Here is a 23,062-nt window from a genome sequence, read left to right as displayed (position 1 = left end):
CTGCTGGAACCGATCCTCAGTGTGGAGGACTTGTCGGTCCGGATCTCCGGGCTGCACATCCTCCAGGGGGTGTCCTTCACGGTCGCCCCGACCGGCGTGACCGTCCTGCTCGGGCGCAACGGAGTCGGCAAGACCACCACGTTGCGCGCGATCGTCGGCCTCACCCCGCCCGCCGGGGAGGTCCGCGGCACCGTCCGGATGGGCGCGCAGAGCCTGCTGGCTCGGCCCACTCACCGGCTGGTCCGCGGCGGGTTGGGCTACGTGCCGGAGGACCGGTGCGTGTTCGCCGGCCTCACCGTCGCCGAGAACCTGCGGCTCGCCGAGCGGCGCGGCACCAGCCCGGCGTACGACAGGGTTTTCGCGCTCTTCCCGGAGCTGGACCGGCGCGGACGGCAACGGGCCGGTTCGCTCTCCGGCGGGCAGCAACAGATGCTCGCGATCGGGCGGGTGCTGCTCAACGACAACCGGCTGCTGCTGGTGGACGAGCCGACCAAGGGGTTGGCGCCGAAGGTGGTGACCGAGGTGGCCGAGGTGCTGGAACGGGTCGCGGAGTCGGTGCCGGTGCTGCTCGTGGAGCAGAACCTGGCGGTGGTACGCCGGCTGGCCCGCGATGCGGTCGTGTTGGCCGCCGGCAAGGTGGCCTGGACCGGCGACGCCCGCGAGCTGCTGCTGGAAACCGCGCTGACCAAGTCGCTGCTCGGCGTCGGCTCGGCGGAGGTGTCGCACTGATGGGGACCGTGATCCTGTTGGCGTTGACCGGGCTCGGCCTGGCGGCGCTGTACTTCCTGGTCGCCTCCGGCCTGTCCCTGGTCTTCGGTCTGGCCGACGTGCTCAACTTCGCGCACGGGCTGTTCCTCGGCGTGGGCGCGTACGGCACCTGGTGGGCGGCGGGCAACCTGCCGGGCGCCGGCCCGGACGGGTTCGGCTTCGTGTTCGCGGTCGCCTTCGGGGTGGCCGCCGGAACGCTGGTGGCGATCCTGGTCGAGTTGGTGCTGATCCGCCCGCTCTACTCCCGCACGATCGAGCAGGTGCTGGTCACCGTTGGTCTGTCCCTGGCCGGGGTGGCGCTTCTGCAGGCCACCTGGGGTGCGGACGCCCGACCGTTCCCGCGTCCGGACTGGACCCGGCAGGTGACCGGGATCCTCGGCGCGCAGGTGCCCAACGGGGGCCTGCTGCTGATCATCGCGGCGGTGCTGGTGCTCGGCGCGATCCTGGCGTTCCTGCGCTGGACCCGGTACGGCCTGGTGATCCGGGCCGGGGTGGAGAACCGGGAGATGGTGACCGCGCTCGGCATCGACGTACGCAAGGCGTTCACCCTGGTCTTCGCGATCGGTGGGGCGGCCGCCGCGCTCGCCGGTGCGCTCGGCGGGGTCTACTTCGGCACTGTCTCGCCGGGGCAGGGCAGCTCACTGCTGATCTTCGCGTTCATCGTGGTGGTGATCGGCGGGATGGGCTCGGTGGTCGGCTCCGCGTACGCGGCGGTCGTGGTCGGGCTGGTGCAGCAGTTCGTCAACTACTACGGCACGTCCGGGCTGGGCGACATCTGTGTGGTCGGCCTGCTCGCCGTGGTGCTGCTGCTGCGCCCGCAGGGCATCGCCGGAAAGGTGGCAACGGCATGACGCTCCTCGACATAACCCCGGCACCGGCACCCACGTCGCCGCGACCCGGCCGTGTGCACCGAATCCGCCCGTTCCTTCCGCTGGTCGCGCTGGTCGTCCTCGTGATCCTGCCGTACTCGACGATCTCCCTTCCGGGGATCTTCGAGGGGCCGGTCAACTCGCCCGGCACCCTGCAACTGCTCGCCATCTGCCTGATCTTCGGTGGGCTGGCCGCCGGGTACGACCTGCTCTTCGGCCGGACCGGCATGCTCTCCTTCGGGCACGCGCTCTACTTCGCGGCCGGCGTGTACGGCACCGACATCCTGGTCACCCGGGCCGGCCTTCCCCTGTGGCAGGCGGCGCTGCTGACCATCACCGGCGGCACGATCCTCGCCGCGCTGCTCGGTGCGGTGGCGCTGCGTACCGTGGGTATCGCCTTCGCCATGGTCACGCTGGCCTTTGCGCAGGTCGGGGCGATCCTGGTCGCGCGCGACTTCGGTGGGCTCACCGGTGGCGAGGAGGGCCTGCCACTGGACGTGTCCGGGTTGCCCGCCGGCCTGGTGGGGGTGACGAACACGGTCAACCTCTACTGGCTGGCGCTGGCGTACCTGACGCTGGTGGTCTTCGTGGTGCACCGGGTGAGCGGGTCGCCGACCGGTCGGGTGCTCGCCGGGCTGCGCGACGACGAGCGGCGGATCGGTGTCCTCGGGTTGGACCCCTACCGCTACAAGCTGGTGGCGTTCACTCTGGCTGGTGGGCTGGCGTCGACGGGCGGGGTGGTCTACGTCCTGATCGTCGGCGGCGCGTCGCCGCACATCACCTCGTCCGAGCTGACCCTGTCACTGCTGGTCATGGTGGTGCTCGGCGGGCCGGGCACCCGGTGGGGGCCGGTGCTCGGCGGTGTCCTCTACATGTACCTGGACCACCGGCTCACCGCCTTCGGCACCTCCGACGCGGTCGACAACCTGCCGGCGGTCCTGAGCCATCCGCTGAGCCAGCCGCTGTTCGTCCTGGGCACGGTCTTCATCCTGGCCGTCTATTTCTTCCCAGGAGGCCTAACCAGCCTCGCCCCCCGCCTGTCCCACCTGACCCGCTCCCTAAAACCCCGAACCCCCCCAAACTGACCCAACCCCACCCCCACCCCCACCCAGGCCCCCCGCCCTGGCCCCGGTCGATCATGAAGTTATTGCCCCGACACGGCGTGCGGCTTGTCGCTAACTTCATGATCGACGGGGTTCTGGGTAGGGGTTCGGGTGAGGGAGGTTGGGGAGATGGACTTTAAGGTTGCGGTTGTCAGTGGGGGCGGGACCGGGATTGGTGCGGCCGTTGCGGGGACGCTCGCTTCGGACGGGTACGACGTTCTGATCGTCGGGCGGCGGACGGACGTGTTGACGGACACTGCCTCCCGCATCTCCTTCGACTGTGGTCGGGCCGATGCCGTCACCGCCGTCACCGCCGATCTGACCGACCCGGAGCAGCTCGACCGCGTACTCGCGGCGGTCGGCGACCGGGCGATCGACGTGGTGGTCAACAACGCCGGTGGCTATCTGGGCGGAGACACCGACACGCCGGCCGGGATCGCCGCGCACTGGCGGGCCAACCTGGACGCCAACGTGCTCACCGCCGTGCTGCTCACCGAGGCGCTGCGGCCCGCCCTCCGCCGCCCGGGCGGCCGGGTGATCCTGGTCAGCTCGATCGCCGCCCAACGCGGCGGCGGTGGGGCGTACTCGGCGGCGAAGGCCGCCCTGCACGGCTGGGCGTACGACCTGGCCGCTCAGCTCGGCCCGGAACAGATCACGGTCAACGTGGTGAGCCCCGGCTATGTCGCGGAAACCGAGTTCTTCGGCGACCGGATGACCACCGAGGGGTACGCGAAGCGGGTGGCGGCGACCCTGGTCGGGCGGGCCGGGCTGCCGGACGACATCGCCGAGGCCGTCCGCTATCTCGCCAGCCCTGCTGCCGGTTACGTCACCGGCCAGGTCCTCGGTGTCAACGGGGGCTCGGTCCTCGGCCGCTGACCAGGCCCCGCGGCCACGAACGATTAGCCGCGGCCACGAACGACTGAAGGGCGGCGGCCCCCCGTGTGGCCGCCGCCCTCCTGCGTCGTGGGTCAGCCGTTCAACATCTCGTACGCCATCTTGGGTGCGTTCGTCACGGCAGCGCCGGTCGGCACGCTGATCTTCGGCGTGGTGCCGTAGTCGGCGTAGTTGACGACGTAGTCGTACGCCTTCGCCTTGCCGGCGGCCGGGATTTTCAGCGTGAGCGAGGTCAGGTGCTTGTCCGCGTCGACGACCGCGGTGAACGGCACCGTCCTGGCGGCTTCGCCGAGCGCCGCCGCCTCGCCCTCCTCCAACGCCTGGGCCGCGTTACCAACGCTCATGTCGATGACCCCGACGTACTTCCCGGGGCTCTGCTCCTTGACGGAGGTGGCCGCCTCGATGAGTGGGCCGGCGTTGCCCTGGTCGGCACCGTCGTAGGCCGGGATGGAGTCGCTGTCGGCCAGCTTCGTGCGGTCCAGCTTCATCCACTTGTCCGGGAACTTCGGCAGGCCCGGCTGGCCGCTGAACTTCGCCTTCACCCAGACCTCCTCCCCGATCAGCAGGAACGACATCTTCGTGGTGATGCCGTCGGAGCCCGGCGCGGCAGTGGTGTTGATCTCGATCGCCTTCGAGGCGTGGTCGATCCGTCCGCTGAGCGTGCTGGAGGAGTCCTTGCCACTGAACTGGAACGTCCCCTCGGTGCCGTCCGGGACGGCGTCGAGGAGCGCCTGCTTCGGGTCGACGGTCGGGCTGGCGCTCGGGCTGCTCTGCGGTGCAGAGGCTGGTTCGTTCTTGGGCCCGCACCCCCCGAGCAGGGTGGTCGTGGCCAGCATGGCGGCGACCGCGCCGACCGTCCGTCGGATGGTGCTCGCGCTGCCCGTTGCCTGTGTCATCACACTTCTCTTTCTCGATGCGTGGCTTGTGCCGATGACGATGTTGTCGGCGGGCACGGCGGTGCGGCTGCCGATATGCTGCCGTCCGGCTGCCGGGCACTGCCGTCCGGCGCTCGCCGGGGGTGTCAGGAGCGGAAATTCGCATGTCAGGAACGCTGCGTTTCGAGATCCTCGGGCCTCAGCGGGCCTGGTACGCCGACCGTGAGATCGACCTCGGTCCCGGCAAGCAGCGCGCGGTGTTGGCCGTGCTGCTGCTCTCCGCGGGTCGTCCGGTGGCCACCGGGCAGATCGTCGAGGCGGTCTGGCCGGACGATCCGCCCGCGAACGGCCCCAACGTGGTGCAGAAGTACGTCGCCGGGCTGCGCCGGGTGCTGGAGCCGGACCGGTCGCCGCGTACGCCGGGGCAGGTGCTGAGCCTGACCGACGCCGGTTACCTGCTGCGGGTGGATCCCGAGGCGGTGGACGCGGTCCGCTTCGATCGGAGCGTCCAGGCCGCCCGGCAGCGGCACGCGTCCGGGCAGACGGAGCAGGCGTTGGCCGAGTTGACCGCCGCCCTGGACCTGTGGCGCGGAGAGCCGTTCACGGGCTTCTCCGGGGGAGTGTTCGAGGCCGCCCGGCACCGCCTGGTGGAGCTGCGGGCCGTTGCCCTGGAGACCCGCGCCGAGCTGAAACTGGACAGCGGGCGGCACCGCGAGCTGGTCGGCGAGCTGGTCGAGTTGGTGGCCGAGTTCCCCGTCCGGGAGCGGCTACGCCACCAGTACATGCTGGCGCTGTACCGCAGCGGCCGGCAGGCCGAGGCGTTGGCCGCGTACCGGGATATCGACAGCCTGCTCCGCGAGGAGTACGGCATCGGGCCCGGCGAGGCGCTCCGCGAGTTGCACGGGCGGATCCTGCGCGCCGACCCGACCCTCACCGCCAGCGTCCCGGGTGCCCCGACCTCCAACCCGACCGTGCCACCCCCCGCTGCGCCGCCCGCCTCGACCGCCCCGGCCCAGGCGTCGGCCCCGCCGCTCCAGGCGGCCGTCCCGCCGTACGCGGACCTCCCCTCGCCGCTGCACCCCGCGCTGGACGGTCTGCCCGCCGGCCCGCCCTCCCCGTTCGGGGTCGACCAGCCGCGCCGGGAGCGGCACCCGCTGCCGACCTGGGTGAGCACCACGGCCACCGTCGCCGGCACCCTCCTGCCACTGCTGTCGTTCGGCACGGTGACCTGGCTGGTGATGCTGGCGTACGCGGTGCGGCGGCGCAGTCGACGGCTCGGCCTTGCCGCCTTCGGCTACCTCGTCACCGCGTCGGTGCTGGTCGTCATGATCTCCACCGACGACCTCGAGACGGAGGACTCCGCCGTCGAGGCGTTCTCCGGGCTCGGCGTGCTCGGTCTCTGCTGGGTGGTCGGCGCCGCGCACGTGGTCCTGCTCAACAGATGGGTCTGGGGACGGGTCACCGGGCGGCGGCTCGTGGCCCAGGCGCGCGACGAGGAGCGCCGGGTGCGCCGCCAGCAGGCGCGAAACCTGCTGCACCGCTACCCGTCGGCGCGTTACGAGTTCGCGATCGGCCGACCGGACCTGGCCCGCGCCTTCGACGACGGCGGGCTCGTCGACGTCAACGCCGTACCCGACCAGGTGCTCGCCACCCTTCCCGGGCTCACCGAAGTGCAACGCCGGCAGATCGCGATGGACCGGTGGGTACGCGGCCCGTACGCGTCGATGGAGGAGCTGGCCGCCCGCTGCGCGCTGCCGCTCGCGGCTGTCGACGCGCTCCGCGGTGTCCTGCTCTTCCTGCCGCCGCCCGCCCCGCCCGCGAGCCGCCCCGCTGCGGTGGAGGCGGAGCCAGCCGAGCCCCGCTGATCGTGGGGGTTCTCGGGTCAGGGCTGGTAGAAATGCCGGATGGGCGACGAGCGGGCGGCGGTACGGGAGCGGGCCGAGGCGGTGCTGCGCCGGCTGGCCGGCGACCACGCCCGGCTGCGGGAGGATCAGTGGCGGGCCATCGAGGCGCTGGTCGTCGACCGGCGGAGGGTGCTCTGCGTGCAGCGCACCGGTTGGGGCAAGTCGGCCGTCTACTTCGTGGCCACCGCGCTGCTGCGTGACGCCACCCGGGCCGAGCAGGCCGGCCCGACCGTCATCGTGTCGCCGCTGCTGGCGCTGATGCGCAACCAGGTCGAGGCGGCTGCCCGGGCCGGCATCCGGGCTCGCACGATCAACTCGGCCAACCTCGACGAGTGGGACGAGATCACCGCCGAGATCCAGACCGGTGCGGTGGACGTGCTGCTGATCAGCCCGGAGCGGCTCAACAACCCGGACTTCCGCGACGGTGTGCTGCCGAAGCTGGCCGCGACCACCGGGCTGCTGGTGGTCGACGAGGCGCACTGCGTCTCCGACTGGGGGCACGACTTCCGGCCGGACTACCGGCGACTGCGGACGTTCCTCGCCGAGTTGCCCGAGCGGACCCCGGTGCTGGCGACCACCGCCACCGCCAACGCCCGGGTCACCCAGGACGTCGCCGAGCAGTTGGGTGACGCTCTCATCCTGCGCGGCACCCTGGACCGCGAGTCGCTGCGTCTCGGCGTACTCGACCTGCCCAGCCCGGCGCACCGGCTGGCCTGGCTCGCCGACCACCTGGACCAGCTGCCCGGCTCGGGCATCGTCTACACGCTGACCGTGGCGGCAGCGGGGGAGACGGCCGAGTTCCTGCGCTCCCGGGGCTACCCGGTGGCCTCGTACACCGGTCAGGTCGAGGACGCCGACCGGCGGGCCGCCGAGCAGGACCTGCTCGACAACAAGATCAAGGCGTTGGTCGCCACCAGCGCGCTCGGCATGGGCTTCGACAAGCCTGACCTGGGCTTCGTCGTGCACCTCGGCGCGCCGCCCTCGCCGATCGCGTACTACCAGCAGGTCGGCCGCGCCGGCCGTGCGGTCGAGCACGCGGAGGTGCTGCTGCTGCCCGGTGCGGAGGACGCGGCGATCTGGCGCTACTTCGCCTCGCTGGCGTTCCCGCCGGAGCAGCAGGTGCGTGCCGTGCTGGCCGCCCTGCACACCGACCGCCCGCTCAGCACCCAGGCTCTTGAGCCCCTCGTCGACCTGCGCCGGGCCCGGTTGGAGCTGATGCTCAAGGTGCTCGACGTGGACGGCGCGGTCCGCCGGGTGCGCGGCGGTTGGCTCGCCACCGGTGAGCCCTGGGTCTACGACGAGGCCCGGTTGCGGCGCGTCGCCGAGGCACGCACCGTCGAGCAACAGGCCATGCGGGAGTACGCGACCACGACCGACTGCCGGATGCGGTATCTACGGGAATGCCTGGACGACACCGGGGCGGCCGACTGCGGCCGGTGCGACAGATGCGCCGACCCACTCTTCTCCGCCGACGTGTCGACGGCCGCGCTCGCGGCCGCGCAGACCTTCCTGGGCCGACCCGGCGTGGAGATCGCGCCGAAGAAGCTCTGGCCGACCGGCCTCGACGCGGTGGGCGTACCCCTCAAGGGCCGGATCTCCCCCGCGGAGCAGGCGCTGCCGGGCCGGGCCGTCGGACGCCTCTCCGACCTGGGCTGGGGTGGTCGGCTGCGTGATCTCGTCGGTCCGGAGGCGCCGGACGCGCCGGTGCCCGACGACGTCGCGGGCGCGGTGGTCGAGGTGCTGAAGGCGTGGGCGCACGGCGACGACCCGTGGCCGCGTCGGCCGGTGGCGGTGGTCGCGGTCGGTTCCCGGCGACGGCCCCGGCTGGTCGGGTCGCTCGCCGAGCGGATCGCCGCCGTGGGCCGGCTGCCGATTCTCGGCGAGGTCACCCCGGCCGGCCCGGGCGGCCCAGGCGGGCCGCGCGGCAACAGCGCCCAACGGGTACGCGCGCTGCACGACACCTTCACCGTGCCAGCCGACCTGGCCGATGCCGTGGCGGGACTGGACGGTCCGGTGCTGCTCGTCGACGACCTGATCGACTCGGGTTGGACGATGACGCTGGTGGCCCGGGCTCTGCGCCGGGCTGGCGCACCCGACGTGCTCCCACTCGCCCTCGCGGTGGCGGGCTGACTCGCTGCCGCTCGCGGTGGCCGGCTGACCCGTGCTGCTCGCGCCTGTGGCCTCGGCCTCGCCCGGGTGGGCGGGAAAGTTCCCGGGCGCTGCCGAATGCGACGGGCGCCACGCCGTCCGGGCGTCTGCCTGGACGAACCCGCCACGGCGGTACCGTGGGCGGCATGACCGACCAGCACCCCACCGCCGCGCCGGTGGTGTCTGACCAGGTCTCCGCCGCGCCCGCGGTGCCTGATGACGTCGCTGTCGCGCCCGCGGTGCCGGACGAGGTCTCTGCCGCGCCGGACCGGAGCACCCTTCGGCTGGCGCTGGTGGTCGGCGGGCTGGTGCTGGCGGTCCTGCTCGGTTTCGGCCTCGGCCGGTTGAACACCGACGGTGCCGCCACGGGCAGCCCGTCGTTGGCGGCCGGGCACACCGATCCGCCCGGCATCGGGCCGCACAGCCACGGCACCGCCACGGGCACCGATCAGGGCGCGCCAACCGAGCCGGGAGGTCTGGCGGTCAGCTCGGCCGGGTTCACCCTGGCACCGCTGGGCACCGAGTTCGCGGCCGGCCGTCCCGGTCAACTCCGCTTCCAGGTGCGCGACGTGCAACGCCGGCCGGTAACCCGGTTCGCGATCGTGCACGACAAGCCGATGCACCTCATCGTCGTCCGCCGGGACCTGACCGGCTACCAGCATCTGCACCCGACCATGGCGACGGACGGCACCTGGTCGGTGCCGTTGACGCTCGCGCAGCCCGGCGTCTGGCGCGCGTACGCCGACTTCACCGTCGTCGCCGACAACGGCGCGCAGACCGCGGTGACCCTCGGCACGGACCTTGTCGCGCCCGGTGGCTACCAGCCCCGCCCGCTGCCGGGCACTGCGACGTCGACGACCGTGGACGGGTTCACCGTCGGCTATCAGGGCGCCCCGCAGGCCGGAGCGACAGTGCCGCTGACCTTCCGGGTCGACGGCGCTGGCGGTGCGGCTCCGCTGGAGCGTTACCTCGGGGCGTACGGGCACCTGGTGGCGTTACGCGAAGGCGACCTCGGCTACCTGCACGTGCACCCGGAGCCGGAGCTGGTCGACGGCCAGGTCAAGTTCTGGCTGACCATCCCGGGCCCCGGTCGCTACCGCCTCTACCTCGACTTCCAGGTGGGGGCCGACGTCCACACCGCGGAATTCAGCGTCATCGTCCCCTGAGCCGGCCGGCTCAGCCGGCGCGGCGGATGGGGCGGCGGGCCAGGTAGCGGAGCAGGTCGCGGATGTGGTGCTTCTCCTCGGCGCTGACCGTTGGGTCGGCCAGCCGATCCAGGATGGCACGGACGTCCGCCTCGACCGGGCCGTCGTCGTGGCGTCGGCGGGGCACCGGACCGGCGTCGGGCAGCCCGAGCGCGCGGAACGCGGCAGCGACCGGCAGGTCCAGTGCGGCGCAGAAGCCGCGCACCTTGGCCAACTCGGGATAGTCCTGCCAGTCACCGGCCAGCCAGCGGAACACGGTGGAGCGGCCCACGCCCGTGTGTGCGGCGAGATCGGTCACGGTCCAGCCACGTTCGTCGCGAGCGTCGTCGATGGCACGCCGAACGAAGCGGGCGAAGGCCATCTGCGGTGATATGTCGGCGGATCCCATCCCTGTGTGTCTGTTCCTCCCTGCCGAGCACTGGGACGATCTGCCTTCCGAGGGTAGTACTCCCAGGGTCGGAAACAACTGACTGATCGCACAAACTGTCCCGTGGGCGGGACTTTGCATCCGTCAGGATGCGTACCAACCAGAAATGGCACCGAGCGATCACCATCGTTCTTCCACTAAGCTCGGTGCCCGCCCCGGCATGGCGTTCGTTCGCCTGCCGTGTTCGACCGGACCACCGCCGAGGAGCACCATGGCCGAATCGAGCCGTCCCCAGCCGTACCAGCCCGGTGCGGTCAGCCTCTTCTTCGTCGCCAAGGCTGGCGTCTTCGCTGCCACGTTCTGGATCTGGTTGCTGGTCCTGGTGCTCCGCACCGACTCGGCGACCGGTCTCCAGGTGCTGGCAGCCACCGGCGCCATCACCACCACGCTGCTGGGCGTGGTGCTGGGCGCCCGGATGGCGCTGCAGCACAACGCCGCCATCCGGCACGCGGAGATGAAGAAGCTGCTTGTCGACATCTCCTGGAACGCCTTCACCGCCGCCGGCAACGCCGAGAGCACGGGCAAGGTGGTGCCGTTCCCGACCGCCCCCGGCGACACCGAGTGGGCCAGCCAGCGCAGCGGTGGCGACCGGGTGACGGTCCTCGACGGTGGTGCCGGCGAGCGCAACAGTGGCCGGGAGCGCGGCGACAAGCGTCGCTAGCCCTCGCCCCGGGGCTGGCTAGGCCACGGGCTGCTGGTCGATCGGCTGTTCGCCGGCGGCCAGCAGGGTCTCCAGCCGGGGCGTGACCTGCCACTGGTTCACCAGCTCGCGATACTCCGCGCGCTGCGGCTCGGTTGCCGCAGCGCCGGTACGGCGGGCGCGGATCAGCAGGTTACGTGGCGTGTGCTGGGAGTCCACGAACTCCACCACCTCGGCCCGATATCCGTGCACCCGCAGCAGCCCGGCCCGCAGCGCGTCGGTGAGCACGTCGGCGAAGCGCTCGCGCAGGATGCCCTGTCGGGTCAGCAGCTCGTACGGGGCCGGGGCGGGGTGGGCGCGGAGCTGCTTCGCCAGGTCGTGATGGCAGCACGGCGCGGCCAGCACCCAGCGGGCCTCCCAGCGCACCGCGCGGGCCAGCGCCTCGTCGGTGGCGGTGTCGCAGGCGTGCAGCGCCAGCACCAGGTCGGGGGCGGGGTCGACGACGGCGTCGGCGATCGTGCCGGCCACGAAGCTGACCCGCTCGGCCCAGCCCAGCCGCTCGGCCAGCTCGGTGTTGCGCCGCCGCTGGTCCTCCCGGACATCCACGCCGATCAGCTGGACGTCGAGCCCTCGGTTCGACAGGTAGCGGTACGCGGCGAACGTCAGGTAGGCGTTGCCGCAGCCCAGGTCGACGACCCGCAGCGGACCGGTCAGGTCGTCGGGCAGGGTCGCGGCCAGGGCACGCAGGAACGCGTCCACCTGGCGGCGTTTGGCCGCCGACCCGCCGATCTCGGCGAAGATCTCATCGCCCGGGTCGAGCAGGTACTCCTTGGTCCGGTCGTTCCCGCCCGGCGTCGCCGCCGGACGGGCCGTCGCGGCCGCCCGGTGCACCTGCGCCTCGCCGGACTTGGTCACCCGCAGTTGGAGCGTCGCGTCGGCCGTCTCCACGTGCCAGTTGCCGAAGGGCTCGGCCAGCAGTTCGTCGACCGCGACAGCGGCCTCGGGACCGGGGGCGACGTTGCGGGTGTACGGACGAGCGCCGTCGGACGTGGCGATCTGAAGTCTGGGCCCGGCCTTGAGCGTCACCGGCCGCAACTCGGCCCGAACAACAGTGGGACGGTGCCCGCGCCGGCGTCCGGCGGCGACCGCCCGGGTCAGCGCGGGGTCGAGCAGCAACGCCCGGACCTCGGTCAGGGCGGCGTCCAGTGATTCCGGCATCGTTCCATCTTCGGCAGGTGGGGTGGGAAGGCAACATCCCCCGTACCGCGCGTGGCGGTGCGGGGGATGTCAGGTGTGGCTGGTGGTCAGTCCGCGGTCGCCTCGGCCGGCGTACCCGCGTCGGAACCGCCACCACGGCGGCGCCGACGGCGGCGCGGCTTCGACGGCTCGCCCTCGGACGCGACGGCCGGCTCGGTGGGACCGGCGTCGGTGGAGATCACCGCGGTCGGCTCGCCCGCGACCGCATCGCCGGCCCGGCGGCGACGCCGACGGCGCGGGGTACGGGTGCCTTCCTCGGCGGCGTCGCCGACGGGCGCCTCGGCGACGGCTGGCGTGCCGGCGTCGGAGCGGTCACGACGGCCGTCGCCCCGACCACGGCGCTCGCCGCGGCCTTCGCCCCGGCTCTCACCGCGTCGGCCGCCCCGAGGGCCGCTGTCGCCCCGGCGGGAGCGCGTCGTCCCACCCAGATCCTCTTCGATCTCGGCGGACAGCCCGGCGCGGGTGCGCTCGGCGGTGGGCAGCGTGCCGCTGACCTCGGTGGAGATGTGCAGGTCGGTGTAGAGGTGCGGCGACGTGTGGTACGTCTCCGGCGGCTCGGGCATCTCCAGACCGAGGGTCTTGTCGATGATCCGCCAGCGCGGCATGTCGTCCCAGTCGACGAAGGTCACCGCGACACCCGTCGCGCCCGCCCGGCCGGTACGGCCGATCCGGTGGGTGTAGGTGTCCTGGTCTTCCGGGCAGTCATAGTTGATCACGTGCGTGACGCCGGTGACGTCGAGCCCTCGGGCCGCCACATCGGTGGCGACCAGAATGTCGATCTTGCCGGCCCGGAAGGCCCGCAGCGCCCGCTCGCGGGCACCCTGGCCGAGGTCACCGTGCACCGCGGCAACCGCGAACCCGCGGAAGTCGAGGTCCTCGGCGACCCGGTCGGCGGCCCGCTTGGTACGGGTGAAGATCATGGTCAACCCGCGCCCCTCGGCCTGGAGGATGCGCGCCACCACCTCGACCTTGTTCATCGAGTGGGTGCGGTAGACCAGCTGCTGGGTCTGCGGCGACGGGCCGGTCTCGGCGGTGTGCCCGGCGTGGATCGTCATCGGCTGACGCAGGAAGCGCCGGGACAGGGTGACGATCGGGTCCGGCATGGTGGCCGAGAAGAGCATCGTCTGGCGGTCTTCCGGAAGCATCGCCAGGATCTTCTCGACGTCGTCGAGGAAGCCCAGGTCGAGCATCCGGTCGGCCTCGTCGAGAACGAGTGCGTGCACCCGGTCCAGTCGGAGGTGCTTCTGCTTCTGCAGGTCCATCAGCCGGCCGGGGGTGCCGACCAGGATCTCCACGCCCTTGCGCAGCGCGTCGATCTGCGGCTCGTACGCCACGCCGCCGTAGATCGGCAGCACCCGGACGCCTCGCGTCCGGCCAGCGGCGGCCAGATCCTTGGCGACCTGGATGCCCAGCTCGCGGGTGGGGACGACGACCAGTGCCTGGGGGACGCCGTCGCTGCCCTCGCCCGGTGCGAAGACCCGGTCGAGCAGCGGGACGCCGAAGCCGAGGGTCTTGCCGGTGCCGGTGGGCGCCTGACCGATCAGGTCGACGCCGCGCAGCGCGATCGGGATCGCGTACTCCTGGATGGCGAAGGCGCGGGTGATGCCGGCCGCGGCCAATGCCTCGACGGTCTCGGCACGGGCGCCGAGTGCGGCGAACGTGGGGGCCTCCGGTCGAACCGGGGCTGTGGGGGCCAGTTCCTGGCCGTCCATCAAATCTTGAGTCAGCTCGCTCATGTGGATGTGGGGGTGCCCTCTCGTGGGTGCGCCCGTCATGTCCTCAGGGCGCGATCGGTGTGACGCGGGCCACACGGTCGGCGGCAGATTGCCGAGCCGGACCGGGCCGCACGCGCGCCGCGGGCTGAGCTTCGATCAGATCGGCGCCCACGGCAACTGCTCCATGCTACCTGAACAGGCATGGCCCCGTCCCGATTCCCAGCCGGCCAGGCGCCACGCGGGGGCAAGGATTATGATCTGCATCACACGATCGGTGAGGGCGGGGGGCGTCCTCGGCGACGCGATGACCGACGAGTCATCCGAGCGGTCGCCGATGCGCGGGAAGTGCCGAGGGGTCGGCCGAGCGGGCCGCGCTCACCGCGCGCGGGTGGCCGGGCCGACGTGCCGGGGCTGTGCGGGAGGCCCGCCGCCGCGCACACCACGCGGATGACCGCCGTCGGAATGACGAACCGGCCACCCGGGCGAGTCGGGCCCGGCACCGGCCTGCGGCAGGTGGGTCGACGCCGACCTGCCGCGATGGCCGGACCGGTCAGCGGACGGTGAAACCGACCGACCGGGGCGACGCCTCGGCGATCTCGACGTAGGCGACCTTCTCGACCGGAACGATGACCCGCCGGCCCTTCTCGTCGGTCAGGGAGAGCGTGCCGCCGTTACCGGCGAAGGCGTCGGTCACGATCTGCTCGATCTCGGCCGGCGACTGAGCGCTGTCCAGTACCAGCTCACGCGGCGCGTACTGCACGCCGATCTTGACCTCCACTGTGCCTCCTCAACTGGGGCGAAAGAACCGCCCTGCGAAGGCTATCCGATCACGGGGTCGGCGGTCAGGCTGACTCACCTTGCAGCGGGAAGCTCGCGATGCCCCGCCAGGACAGCGCGGCCACCAACGCCTCGGCCTCGGCCTTCGGCACCTGCCGGCCTCCGGCCAGCCAGAACTGGGCGGCCGTCTCCGCCGCGCCGACCAGCCCGGAGGCGAGCAACTCGGCGTGCGCCCGGCTCACCCCGGTGTCCGAGATGATGGTGTCGGTGATCGCCGCGATGCAGCCCTGCTCGACCCGCTCCACCCGCTGCCGCACCGCCGGGTCGTTGCGCAGATCCGACTCGAAGACGAGGCGGAACGCCTCACTCTCGTGGTCGACGAAGTCGAAGTACGCCCGCACCGAGGCGCCGACCCGTTCCTTGTTGTCGCTGGTGCCGCGCATGGCGTCGTGCACCTTAGCGACGATGGCGTCACAGTGCGTGTCGAGCAGCGCCAGGTAGAGATCCATCTTTCCGGGAAAGTGTTGGTAGAGCACCGGCTTCGAGACCCCGGCCCGCTCGGCGATGTCGTCCATCGCGGCGGCGTGGTAACCCTGCGCGACGAACACCTCCTGCGCCGCAGCGAGGAGCTGCTTTCGGCGCGCGGAGCGGGGCAGGCGGGTGGGCCGGCCAGCGGTCTGTGCACCGTTCCCCGCAGCGGTCATGGGATCCTCCGAGTTCTCCGTACGAGCCGGCATTTTCCCCCCAGACCGGGCGAAGCCCGTGACCCCCGTCGTGGAAATGGCCCGCCGCTGTAACTTATCGCCACTCTCGGCACACGGTAGCCTCAGCGAGGGCGACCAAGGAGCGCGCGGTGAGTGAAACAGGGCAACCCGGAGCCGCCACCCCGGGAGAGCACGGTGACGGAGCGGGTCAGCACGACGACCCGGGCCGTCCCGTCAGCGGGTGGGCGCCCCCGGCGGGTGGGTGGCCACGAGCCGCCGATCGTGAGGATGCCCGGGACGAGGCGCCACGCTGGCAACCCGACCCCGCGTCCGGCTGGCGCACCTCTTCCACCCGTCATGGCGACCTGCCGCCGCCCCTGGTCGGGCTGCCGGGTGACCTCGATCCGCCGGCCCGCGCCAACGGCCACCACGCCAACGGCCACCACGCCAACGGCGTGCACCACCCGGACGAGACCAACGGCGTTCGCCGTCCCGGTCTCGAACCACCCGCAGGACGCCCCACGCCGGTGAGCGCGCCGCCCGGGCTGCCTGCGGAGGGTCGACCCGAGGCGACCAGCGACCGGCTGGTGGTGCCCGCCCAACGACCCGTACCTTCGCTGGAACAGGGGGGCGGCGAGCCCGACACGGGCCCCGCCAAACGCTCCAGCGCCGATCCGGCCGCCGCGCACCGGGCTCGCTGGGCCGAGCCCGGGTTGCCCACCTCGGCGCCGCCGGCCGTCCAGGTGCCGCCCGTCGGCACCGCCGCGTCGGGTTTCGAGGTGCCGCCCGGCTTCCACGCGCCGACCAGCGAGCGGCTGGCCGCCGACGAACCTCCGGCCGTGCCACGCGACTGGCGGGACCCACAGCCACCGGGGGGCCCGGCAACGCCGGGACGCACCGGACCGGCCGGGCACGCCGACGCGACCGAGCCGGGTCGCGCCGCCGAAAGCTCCCGGCCAGGAGAATCGCGCCGTGCCGGTGACGCGCCTCGTGCCGGAGAATCGTCGGCCATCGAGCCGGACTGGTCGGGGCCGAGCTGGAACCGCCCGAGTTGGGGTGGCGGATGGGCCCCGCCCTGGTCCCGTCAGGACGACGAGTCGGCTGGCGCCACGTCGCGGGACGAGTCCCCGCCGGGCTGGGTCGCCGAGCCCAACCAGCCGTACGAGCCGGTGCGCGCCGACCCGCCCCACCCCTACGAATCGACCCGGGGCGAGTCGCTGTCCGATGCCGCGCCGGTGCGCCCCGCCGAACCAACCAGCGCGCCGCCGTCCGACCGTCCGTCCTGGGCGGCACCGGCTGCCGTGCCGCCTGCTGATCGCCCGCTCCGGGCCGCCGACGCGGACCCGCCTCCCACCAGTGGCCCGCCGGCGTCGTCAGGCATGACACCACCGGTCGTCGAACGCCCCACCTGGGCCGGTGGTCCGACGCCGAGCAGTGGCCCGCCCGCCGAGCGGCCGACCTGGGCTGGCGGTCCGACGCCGACCAGTGGCCCGCCCGCCGACCGGCCGGCCTGGGCCGGCGGCTCGACGCCGACCAGCGCACCCCGTCTTGAGCGGCCGTCCTGGGCTGGCGGAGCCGACTCCGAGCCGACCAGCGCTCCGCCGGTTCGGCCGTCCTGGGCCGGTGGGTCGGAGTCGTCGACGAGCGTTCCGCCGGTTCGGCCTTCTTGGGCCGGTGGGTCCGAGGCGTCGACGAGCGTTCCGCCGGTGAGGCCGTCCTGGGCCGGGGGATCCGATCCGGCGCCAACCAGTTCCCCGCCGACGCGCCCCTCCTGGGCCGCCAGCTCGGCGTCGGCCGACGGGCCACCTGCTGCGCCAACGGCGCCACCTGCCGCGCCACCCCCGGCGCCGGCCGGGCCACCTCCCACGTTGGCCGACGCGCCACCGGCTCCGGCGGGCCCGCCCCTGGTGGCGGAGCGCCCCTCCTGGGTGAGCGGTGCGTCCACCACCCCGGCGAGTGCCGCCCGTGCCGAGCGGCCGGACTGGTCCGAGGGTCGCATCCCCCCGGCCGCCGCGGAGCGCCCGTCCTGGGCGGCGAGCCAGTCGGCGAGCCGACCCCTCGGGGGCGACGCGAGCGAGACGCCCGGTATGCCACGGCCCGAGATCCGGCCGGCCGCGCCGTTCCGACTCCGGCCGGCGACACCCGAATCGCCCGGGCCGTCGCCCGTCGATCCACCGCGCGCACCCGTGTCGACAAACGCCCCGTCCTCCGCCGAGGGCACGTCGTCCTCCAGCGGAGCGGTCCCACCCCCCGCCACGATGGGGTCCGATCGCCGCGACCGGCCCACGTCCGCGTCCACCTCCCCCTACGCGGCTCGCCGATCCGCCCCCGACCTGACGTCGCCGACCGACCCGGCCGACGACGCCCGCCAACCGGACCCGAGGGCGGTGGTGTTGCCGCAACGCGTCCCCGCGGAACCGGACGTGCCCGTCGTGCCGGAACCGCCAGCCGTGGAGCCACCCGCCGAAACCCCGGAGCGCGCCCGCATCGCCACCCACCTCCGCCGTGAGGACGAGCCAGCCCCACTGCGGGAGCGCCCCGAGGGGTTCGACGTCAACGCCATCCTGGACGCCGTTCGGGAGGTCGCCGGTGTCCGCGACGCGGCGCTGCGCCGCACCCCGGCAGGGGCGCACAGTCTGCGACTGGACCTGGCCGACGGCGCCGACCCGGCCGAGGTGAGCCGACAGGTGGCCCGGCTGCTCCAGGAGCGGATGGGGCTGGCCGCCGCCCCACAGAACGTGCCCGGCCTGCCCACCACCCCACCCCCGCCGGTACGCCGTCGCGTGGCCGAGCCCCGAACTGCCGAGCCCCGACCTGTCGAGCCCCGACCTGCCGATCGGCGTACCGCGGAGCCCCAGGGCACGACCCCGCGCGATGCCGGTGCCGACCCGCGTACCGGCGAGATCCGGGCGGCCGAGTCGACAGCGGTCGGTCGACCGTCCGGTGGTCCGGCGGAGGCCACGCCGGCAGACCCCGAGCAGTGGACCGGCACGGACACCTCGCGCCGTCGCCGGCCGAACGCGCCGCACCGGGGTCGGGCCACCGTCGAGGAACCGGGATCGGTCTCCGCCGCCCCGGCCGGTGCCGCAACCGGCAGCCCGGCGACGCTCGGGACGTCGTACTCCGGTGGTCAGGTGACCACGACGGAGTCGGCGCCGTCCCGACCGCTGGACACCGGCGGCACGCCGGGTCCGCGGGTGGTCATCGACCATGTGCAGGTCAGCACCTTCGGCCTGGACGCCAACGTGGAGGTCCGGCTGCTGGCCGATGGCGAAAGCGCCTCCGGGTACGCCACCGGGCCGGCCGTGGACGGCTACGTGCTGCGGCTCTGCGCGGTGGCGGCGGCCGCCGCCGTGGACGAGCTGCTGCGTGGCGCCGACAACGCCGAGCGGGGGCGCTGCTTCGTCGAGCACGCGGCGGTGGTGCCGTTCGGCAACTGCGAAGTCGCCACCGTGGTGGTGCTGCTCGTCTGTGAGGGCTGGGTCGAGCAGCTCGCCGGTTCGGCCCTGGTCGCCGGTGATCCGCGGCAGGCGGTGGTCCGGGCGACGCTCGCGGCGGTGAATCGTCGGCTGGAGGCGCTGCTGTCCTGAGTGGTCCGGGGCAGACTGTATTGATGAAGCGTGCCACCCTCTGGCCGGACCATCTGCTCCCCGATGACCAGGTCCCGCCGCCGTGGCCAGGCCGGGAGGTTCGCCTCGACGGCCTGGTCACGTACGTGCGGGACACCCCGGCCACCGCCAGCGGCGCGGAGCCGGCGCTGTACGTGCACGGGCTGGGTGGGTCGTCGCAGAACTGGACCGACCTGGCCGGGCTGCTCGCCGACCGGCTGGACGGTCAGGCCATCGACCTGCCCGGCTTCGGCCGCAGCGAGCCGGGCCCCCGCTACACCATCCCGGCTTTCGCGGATCTGGTCGTCCGCTGGATCGAGCACTCCGGTCGGGGCCCCGTGCACCTGTTCGGCAACTCGCTGGGCGGCGCGGTCACGGTCCAGGTCGCCGGGTCCCGGCCGGACCTGGTCCGTACCCTCACGCTGATCTCCCCGGCGCTGCCGTTCCTGGATTTCCGCCGCTCCCTGCAGGGGCGGATGCTGCCGGTGCTCGCCATTCCCAGGGGTGAACGGTTGGTCGCCCGACGGCTCACCCAGCTTCCCCCGGAGGTGATGGCCGAGCAGGTGTTGGAGGCCTGCGTCGCCGACCTTAGCCGGATCTGCGCGCAGCGCCGGGCCGAGGCGCTGGAGGAGATCCGGGTGCGCTACGAGGCGGAGCACTACGCCGCCGCGTACGTCCGGACGTTCCGCGGGCTGGTCTCCAGTTTCCTGCGGGCGTACCTGCCGGGGCCGGGTTCGCTGTGGCGCCTCGCCGCGTCGGTGCGCGCACCGACCCTGGTGGTGGGCGGCCGACAGGATCGCCTGGTCGACGTGCGCGTCGCGCCGCAGACCGCCCGGGTCATCCGGGACAGCCGGTTGATGATGCTCGACGGCGTCGGTCACGTGGCGCAGCTGGAAGTTCCCCGCCTGGTCGCCCGGGCGGTGGTCGGCCTGCTCGCCGAAACGGGGGACACCGTCGGGCGGTCTGATCTGGCAGGCTGAGCCGGATGCCCAGCTCAGCCCGCCGCCCTGTTCGCCGTCAGCGGCGCTTCGCCCTGCTCGCCCAACTGGTGGCGGTGGTGTTGGCGGTCGGCGCGGTGGTGACCGTGATCGCCGAAGGACCGGGTGGCCGCCCCGGCGCCGACCAGTTGGCCGCCGAGGAGGTCGCCACGCTGCCGCCGCTGGTGGCCGCGCCGTTGCCGCCGTCGGTCAGCCCGTCGCCCTCCGACTCGGTGCCGTCCAGCCCGCCCCCGGTGCTGCGGGTGTCCGGCGCGGTCCCGAGCGCCGGCACGGGGACGTTCGGCTACGACGCGCGTTCCGGCCCGGTGCTGGGTCGCGCGGGTGAGCTGCGGCGTTACCGGGTCGCGGTGGAGTCGGGCAGCAACGAGGACGCCGCAGACTTCGCGCAGGCGGTGCAGACGGCGCTCGCCGGGCCGGGTAGCTGGGTCGACAGCGGCAGGCTGCGGCTGCAGCAGGTGCCGGGGGACGCGCCCCGCGACTTCACCGTCTACCTGGCCACCGCCCGCACTGCGGGTCGGATGTGCGCCGATGGTGGGGTGGACATCCGGATCGGGGGTCGGCCGTACACGTCCTGCCGCGCGCCCGGCCAGGTGATCATCAATCTGGATCGGTGGCGGCTGTCCGTGCCGCACTTCGTCTCGGCCGGCGTGCCGCTGACGGTCTATCGGACGTACGTGGTCAACCACGAGGTGGGTCACCAGCTCGGGCACCGGCACGAGCGCTGCCCCGGTTCGGGTCGACCGGCGCCGGTGATGATGCAGCAGACGCTCTTCCTCAACGGGTGCCGGGTCAACCCGTGGCCGTACCTTGACGGGCGCCGCTACGCCGGCCCTGCCCTCTGAACGACCGCCGACACGCCGACCGCCCTGCCCTCCATCAGGCGTCTTGCGTCAATAGCGGCAAAAACAGGGAAATGCCCGAATAATCTGGCAGGCTCGACGTCATGACGCCGTCGTCCCCTTACGGCCCGCCCTCGCCGCCCGACCCCTCAGGCCGGTCGGTGTACGGGGGTGTGCGTCCCGCGACCGTCCGGATGCACCGGCGACGTCGCCGCAGTCTGCTGCTCGGCCTGCTCGTGCTCGCCGCCGCCATCGTCGTGACGGTGAACCGGGGCGGCGAGCCGCCAGCCGAGACTCCTGCCACCACCCAGGGCGAGATGGGCCACGGAGGAGGGGCGCCCGCGCACCCGGCGCCCACCAGCTACCCGTCGGTCGGAGCGGGACGGTTCACTGCGGCCGACGGCGAAACACCCGTGCACGGCACGGACGGGCCGCTGCGGCGTTACCGGGTCACGGTCGAACGCGGCACCGGCCAGGACGCGGACGCGTTCGCCGCCAAGGTGGACGAGGTGCTGACCGACCCGCGCAGCTGGATCGCCTCCGACGAGCTGCGGGTGCAGCGGGTGGCCGACGCCGGGGCCGCCGACTTCACCATCTACCTCGCCACGCCGGTCACCTCCGAGCTGATGTGCGCCGAGGGTGGGCTGACCACCGAGCGCTACACCTCCTGCCGCCTGCCCGGCCAGGTCATCATCAACCTGGCCCGCTGGATGGAGGCGGTCCCCGACTACGGTGCGCCGCTGGACACCTACCGCACCTACGTGATCAACCATGAGGTGGGCCACGAGTTCGGCGAGGAGCACGAGGCCTGCCCCGGCCCGGGTGAGGCCGCTCCGGTGATGCAGCAGCAGACGTACGGCCTGAATGGCTGCCTCGCCAACGCCTGGCCATACCTCGACGGCCGTCGCTACGCGGGTGACATCGTCCCCTGATCGGCCGGGTCGTCGGTTATTCCCGCTCCCGCATCGCGGACCAGTGGCGTCCCTCATGGCCGAGTGGGGCTCCCGCGAGCAACAATGGCGCGGTTCACACCGCCGATCCCGGGGAGTCCACCGTGTCGTTGCCCCCGCTCGTCGAGCCCGCCGCCGAGCTGACCGTTGACGAGATCCGCCGCTACTCGCGCCACCTGATCATCCCGGATGTCGGAGTGACCGGGCAGAAGCGGCTGAAGAACGCCCGGGTGCTCTGTGTCGGCGCCGGTGGCCTCGGCTCGCCCGCCCTGATGTACCTCGCCGCAGCCGGGGTCGGCACGCTCGGCATCATCGACTTCGACACCGTCGACGAGTCGAACCTCCAGCGTCAGATCATCCACGGCGTGTCCGACATCGGCCGGTCCAAGGCCGAGTCCGCCGCCGCGTCGATCCGCGAGATCAACCCCCTGGTCAACGTGGAGATCCACAACACCGCGCTGGACCGGGAGAACGTCCGGGAGATCTTCGCCCAGTACGACCTGATCGTCGACGGCACCGACAACTTCGCCACCCGCTACATGGTCAACGACGCGGCGGTGCTGCTCGGCAAGCCGTACGTCTGGGGCTCGATCTACCGCTTCGACGGCCAGGCATCGGTGTTCTGGGCCGAGCACGGTCCCTGCTACCGCTGCCTCTACCCGGAGCCGCCGCCGCCCGGCATGGTCCCCTCCTGCGCCGAGGGTGGCGTGCTCGGCGTGCTCTGCGCGTCGATCGGCTCCATCCAGGTGAACGAGGCGATCAAGCTGCTGACCGGCATCGGTGAGCCGCTGGTCGGCCGCCTGATGGTCTACGACGCCCTCGAGATGGAATACCGCAAGATCAAGGTCCGCAAGGACCCGAACTGCGCGCTCTGCGGCGAGAACCCGACGGTCACCGACCTGCTGGAAGACTACGAGGACTTCTGCGGCGCGGTCTCCGAGGAGGCCCAGGAGGCGACGGTCGACTCGACCATCACCGCTCTGGAGCTGAAGGAGTGGCAGGACGCCGGCAAGGACATCTTCCTGGTCGACGTACGGGAGCCGGCCGAGTACGAGATCGTCCGCATCCCCGGCGCCACCCTGATCCCCAAGGGCGACATCATCTCCGGGGAGGCCCTCGCGAAGCTGCCGCAGGACCGGCAGATCGTGCTGCACTGCAAGTCCGGCGTCCGCTCGGCGGAGGCGCTCGCCGCCCTCAAGGCGGCCGGTTTCCGGGACGCCGTGCACGTGCAGGGCGGCGTGCTCTCCTGGATCAAGCAGATCGACCCGTCGCTGCCCGCGTACTGAGCGACGACCGGGGCCGGCGGCGGGCCACTCACCCGCCCCGGCCTCGGCCGATTCCCCGAGGCGCGACGACCTTTCCGCAGGTAGCGTGACCGCCG

18 protein-coding genes and 1 pseudogene are annotated in these 23,062 nt (G+C 72.9%); 13 read left to right on the top strand and 6 right to left on the bottom strand.

Annotated features, from left to right (window positions below; translation table 11 throughout):
• From HNR20_RS11325 to HNR20_RS11310, 4 genes are all read left to right on the top strand, one after another.
• Positions 1–729: an ABC transporter ATP-binding protein gene (locus HNR20_RS11325; protein WP_184188312.1), complete on the top strand. Its 729-nt coding sequence runs from the start codon at positions 1–3 to the stop codon at positions 727–729.
• A complete protein-coding gene (locus tag HNR20_RS11320) occupies positions 729–1,619 on the top strand; it encodes a branched-chain amino acid ABC transporter permease (RefSeq protein ID WP_110563169.1) in 891 nt (296 codons plus the stop codon). Before HNR20_RS11325 ends, HNR20_RS11320 begins: the two co-directional genes overlap by 1 nt.
• Positions 1,616–2,722, top strand: coding sequence for a branched-chain amino acid ABC transporter permease (locus HNR20_RS11315; RefSeq protein ID WP_184178864.1), 1,107 nt, complete (start codon positions 1,616–1,618; stop codon positions 2,720–2,722). Before HNR20_RS11320 ends, HNR20_RS11315 begins: the two co-directional genes overlap by 4 nt.
• A 147-nt stretch (positions 2,723–2,869) precedes the next feature.
• Complete coding sequence (locus tag HNR20_RS11310; protein WP_184178862.1) at positions 2,870–3,616, top strand: SDR family NAD(P)-dependent oxidoreductase; 747 nt, start codon at positions 2,870–2,872, stop codon at positions 3,614–3,616.
• Between the two features lie 92 nt (positions 3,617–3,708).
• Here the strand turns inward: HNR20_RS11310 and HNR20_RS11305 are convergent, their stop codons facing one another.
• Complete coding sequence (locus HNR20_RS11305) at positions 3,709–4,530, bottom strand: hypothetical protein (RefSeq protein ID WP_184178860.1); 822 nt, start codon at positions 4,528–4,530, stop codon at positions 3,709–3,711.
• A 143-nt stretch (positions 4,531–4,673) separates the two neighbouring features.
• Between HNR20_RS11305 and HNR20_RS11300 the strand changes: the two genes are divergently transcribed.
• From HNR20_RS11300 to HNR20_RS11290, 3 genes are all read left to right on the top strand, one after another.
• A complete protein-coding gene (locus HNR20_RS11300) occupies positions 4,674–6,374 on the top strand; it encodes an AfsR/SARP family transcriptional regulator (protein WP_184178858.1) in 1,701 nt (566 codons plus the stop codon).
• A 39-nt stretch (positions 6,375–6,413) separates the two neighbouring features.
• On the top strand, positions 6,414–8,543 hold the full coding sequence (locus HNR20_RS11295) for a RecQ family ATP-dependent DNA helicase (RefSeq protein WP_184178856.1): 2,130 nt from the start codon (positions 6,414–6,416) through the stop codon (positions 8,541–8,543).
• A 164-nt stretch (positions 8,544–8,707) separates the two neighbouring features.
• Positions 8,708–9,727 carry a DUF8832 domain-containing protein gene (locus tag HNR20_RS11290; protein ID WP_229687085.1) on the top strand — a complete coding sequence of 340 codons (1,020 nt, stop codon included), beginning with the start codon at positions 8,708–8,710 and terminating at the stop codon, positions 9,725–9,727.
• Between the two features lie 10 nt (positions 9,728–9,737).
• Here HNR20_RS11290 and HNR20_RS11285 read toward each other — a convergent pair whose 3' ends face one another.
• Entirely contained in the window at positions 9,738–10,154 is a 417-nt protein-coding gene (locus HNR20_RS11285) for a helix-turn-helix domain-containing protein (RefSeq protein WP_184178854.1), read from the bottom strand.
• Between the two features lie 250 nt (positions 10,155–10,404).
• On the opposite strand from HNR20_RS11285, the gene HNR20_RS11280 reads away from it, so the two are divergent.
• Positions 10,405–10,854, top strand: coding sequence for a hypothetical protein (locus HNR20_RS11280; protein ID WP_184178852.1), 450 nt, complete (start codon positions 10,405–10,407; stop codon positions 10,852–10,854).
• Positions 10,855–10,872: 18 nt separating this feature from the next.
• Here the strand turns inward: HNR20_RS11280 and HNR20_RS11275 are convergent, their stop codons facing one another.
• From HNR20_RS11275 to HNR20_RS11260, 4 genes are all read right to left on the bottom strand, one after another.
• The gene (locus HNR20_RS11275) at positions 10,873–12,051 is read right to left on the bottom strand and encodes a class I SAM-dependent methyltransferase (protein WP_184178850.1); all 1,179 of its coding nucleotides are present in this window, start codon (positions 12,049–12,051) and stop codon (positions 10,873–10,875) included.
• A gap of 86 nt (positions 12,052–12,137) precedes the next feature.
• The gene (locus HNR20_RS11270) at positions 12,138–13,826 is read right to left on the bottom strand and encodes a DEAD/DEAH box helicase (protein WP_184178848.1); all 1,689 of its coding nucleotides are present in this window, start codon (positions 13,824–13,826) and stop codon (positions 12,138–12,140) included.
• A gap of 529 nt (positions 13,827–14,355) precedes the next feature.
• Entirely contained in the window at positions 14,356–14,583 is a 228-nt protein-coding gene (locus tag HNR20_RS11265; RefSeq protein WP_110563159.1) for a DUF3107 domain-containing protein, read from the bottom strand.
• Positions 14,584–14,647: 64 nt separating this feature from the next.
• Positions 14,648–15,286, bottom strand: a complete 639-nt coding sequence (locus HNR20_RS11260; protein WP_184178846.1) for a TetR/AcrR family transcriptional regulator — start codon at positions 15,284–15,286, stop codon at positions 14,648–14,650.
• A gap of 1,841 nt (positions 15,287–17,127) precedes the next feature.
• Between HNR20_RS11260 and HNR20_RS32875 the strand changes: the two are divergent.
• The 5 genes and pseudogenes from HNR20_RS32875 to moeZ form a co-directional block, all read left to right on the top strand.
• Positions 17,128–18,876: pseudogene (locus HNR20_RS32875) on the top strand (hypothetical protein); the annotation flags it as partial.
• 23 nt (positions 18,877–18,899) lie between these two features.
• Positions 18,900–19,874: an alpha/beta fold hydrolase gene (locus HNR20_RS11245; RefSeq protein ID WP_184178842.1), complete on the top strand. Its 975-nt coding sequence runs from the start codon at positions 18,900–18,902 to the stop codon at positions 19,872–19,874.
• Positions 19,875–19,879: 5 nt separating this feature from the next.
• Positions 19,880–20,734, top strand: coding sequence for a DUF3152 domain-containing protein (locus HNR20_RS11240; RefSeq protein ID WP_184178840.1), 855 nt, complete (start codon positions 19,880–19,882; stop codon positions 20,732–20,734).
• Positions 20,735–20,925: 191 nt separating this feature from the next.
• Positions 20,926–21,663, top strand: a complete 738-nt coding sequence (locus HNR20_RS11235) for a DUF3152 domain-containing protein (protein ID WP_229687084.1) — start codon at positions 20,926–20,928, stop codon at positions 21,661–21,663.
• Between the two features lie 122 nt (positions 21,664–21,785).
• Entirely contained in the window at positions 21,786–22,967 is a 1,182-nt protein-coding gene (moeZ, locus tag HNR20_RS11230) for an adenylyltransferase/sulfurtransferase MoeZ (protein WP_184178836.1), read from the top strand.
• The last annotated feature ends 95 nt before the right edge of the window (positions 22,968–23,062 follow it).

The sequence above is a fragment of the Micromonospora parathelypteridis genome (assembly GCF_014201145.1).
Taxonomy (GTDB): domain Bacteria; phylum Actinomycetota; class Actinomycetes; order Mycobacteriales; family Micromonosporaceae; genus Micromonospora; species Micromonospora parathelypteridis.
The sequence above is the reverse complement of the archived record's forward strand: the minus strand, read 5'-3'. Positions and strand labels throughout refer to the sequence as shown.

What these genes read in the sequence shown, in the direction of transcription:
- HNR20_RS11305 (WP_184178860.1), bottom strand. Translation starts at nt 4,530, where the DNA reads ATGACACAGGCAACGGGCAGCGCGAGCACCATCCGACGGACGGTCGGC.
- HNR20_RS11275 (WP_184178850.1), bottom strand. Translation starts at nt 12,051, where the DNA reads ATGCCGGAATCACTGGACGCCGCCCTGACCGAGGTCCGGGCGTTGCTG.
- HNR20_RS11280 (WP_184178852.1), top strand. Translation starts at nt 10,405, where the DNA reads ATGGCCGAATCGAGCCGTCCCCAGCCGTACCAGCCCGGTGCGGTCAGC.
- HNR20_RS11260 (WP_184178846.1), bottom strand. Translation starts at nt 15,286, where the DNA reads ATGACCGCTGCGGGGAACGGTGCACAGACCGCTGGCCGGCCCACCCGC.
- HNR20_RS11285 (WP_184178854.1), bottom strand. Translation starts at nt 10,154, where the DNA reads ATGGGATCCGCCGACATATCACCGCAGATGGCCTTCGCCCGCTTCGTT.
- HNR20_RS11300 (WP_184178858.1), top strand. Translation starts at nt 4,674, where the DNA reads ATGTCAGGAACGCTGCGTTTCGAGATCCTCGGGCCTCAGCGGGCCTGG.
- HNR20_RS11310 (WP_184178862.1), top strand. Translation starts at nt 2,870, where the DNA reads ATGGACTTTAAGGTTGCGGTTGTCAGTGGGGGCGGGACCGGGATTGGT.
- HNR20_RS11240 (WP_184178840.1), top strand. Translation starts at nt 19,880, where the DNA reads ATGCCCAGCTCAGCCCGCCGCCCTGTTCGCCGTCAGCGGCGCTTCGCC.
- HNR20_RS11315 (WP_184178864.1), top strand. Translation starts at nt 1,616, where the DNA reads ATGACGCTCCTCGACATAACCCCGGCACCGGCACCCACGTCGCCGCGA.
- HNR20_RS11295 (WP_184178856.1), top strand. Translation starts at nt 6,414, where the DNA reads ATGGGCGACGAGCGGGCGGCGGTACGGGAGCGGGCCGAGGCGGTGCTG.
- HNR20_RS11290 (WP_229687085.1), top strand. Translation starts at nt 8,708, where the DNA reads ATGACCGACCAGCACCCCACCGCCGCGCCGGTGGTGTCTGACCAGGTC.
- HNR20_RS11245 (WP_184178842.1), top strand. Translation starts at nt 18,900, where the DNA reads ATGAAGCGTGCCACCCTCTGGCCGGACCATCTGCTCCCCGATGACCAG.
- HNR20_RS11235 (WP_229687084.1), top strand. Translation starts at nt 20,926, where the DNA reads ATGCACCGGCGACGTCGCCGCAGTCTGCTGCTCGGCCTGCTCGTGCTC.
- HNR20_RS11270 (WP_184178848.1), bottom strand. Translation starts at nt 13,826, where the DNA reads ATGAGCGAGCTGACTCAAGATTTGATGGACGGCCAGGAACTGGCCCCC.
- HNR20_RS11320 (WP_110563169.1), top strand. Translation starts at nt 729, where the DNA reads ATGGGGACCGTGATCCTGTTGGCGTTGACCGGGCTCGGCCTGGCGGCG.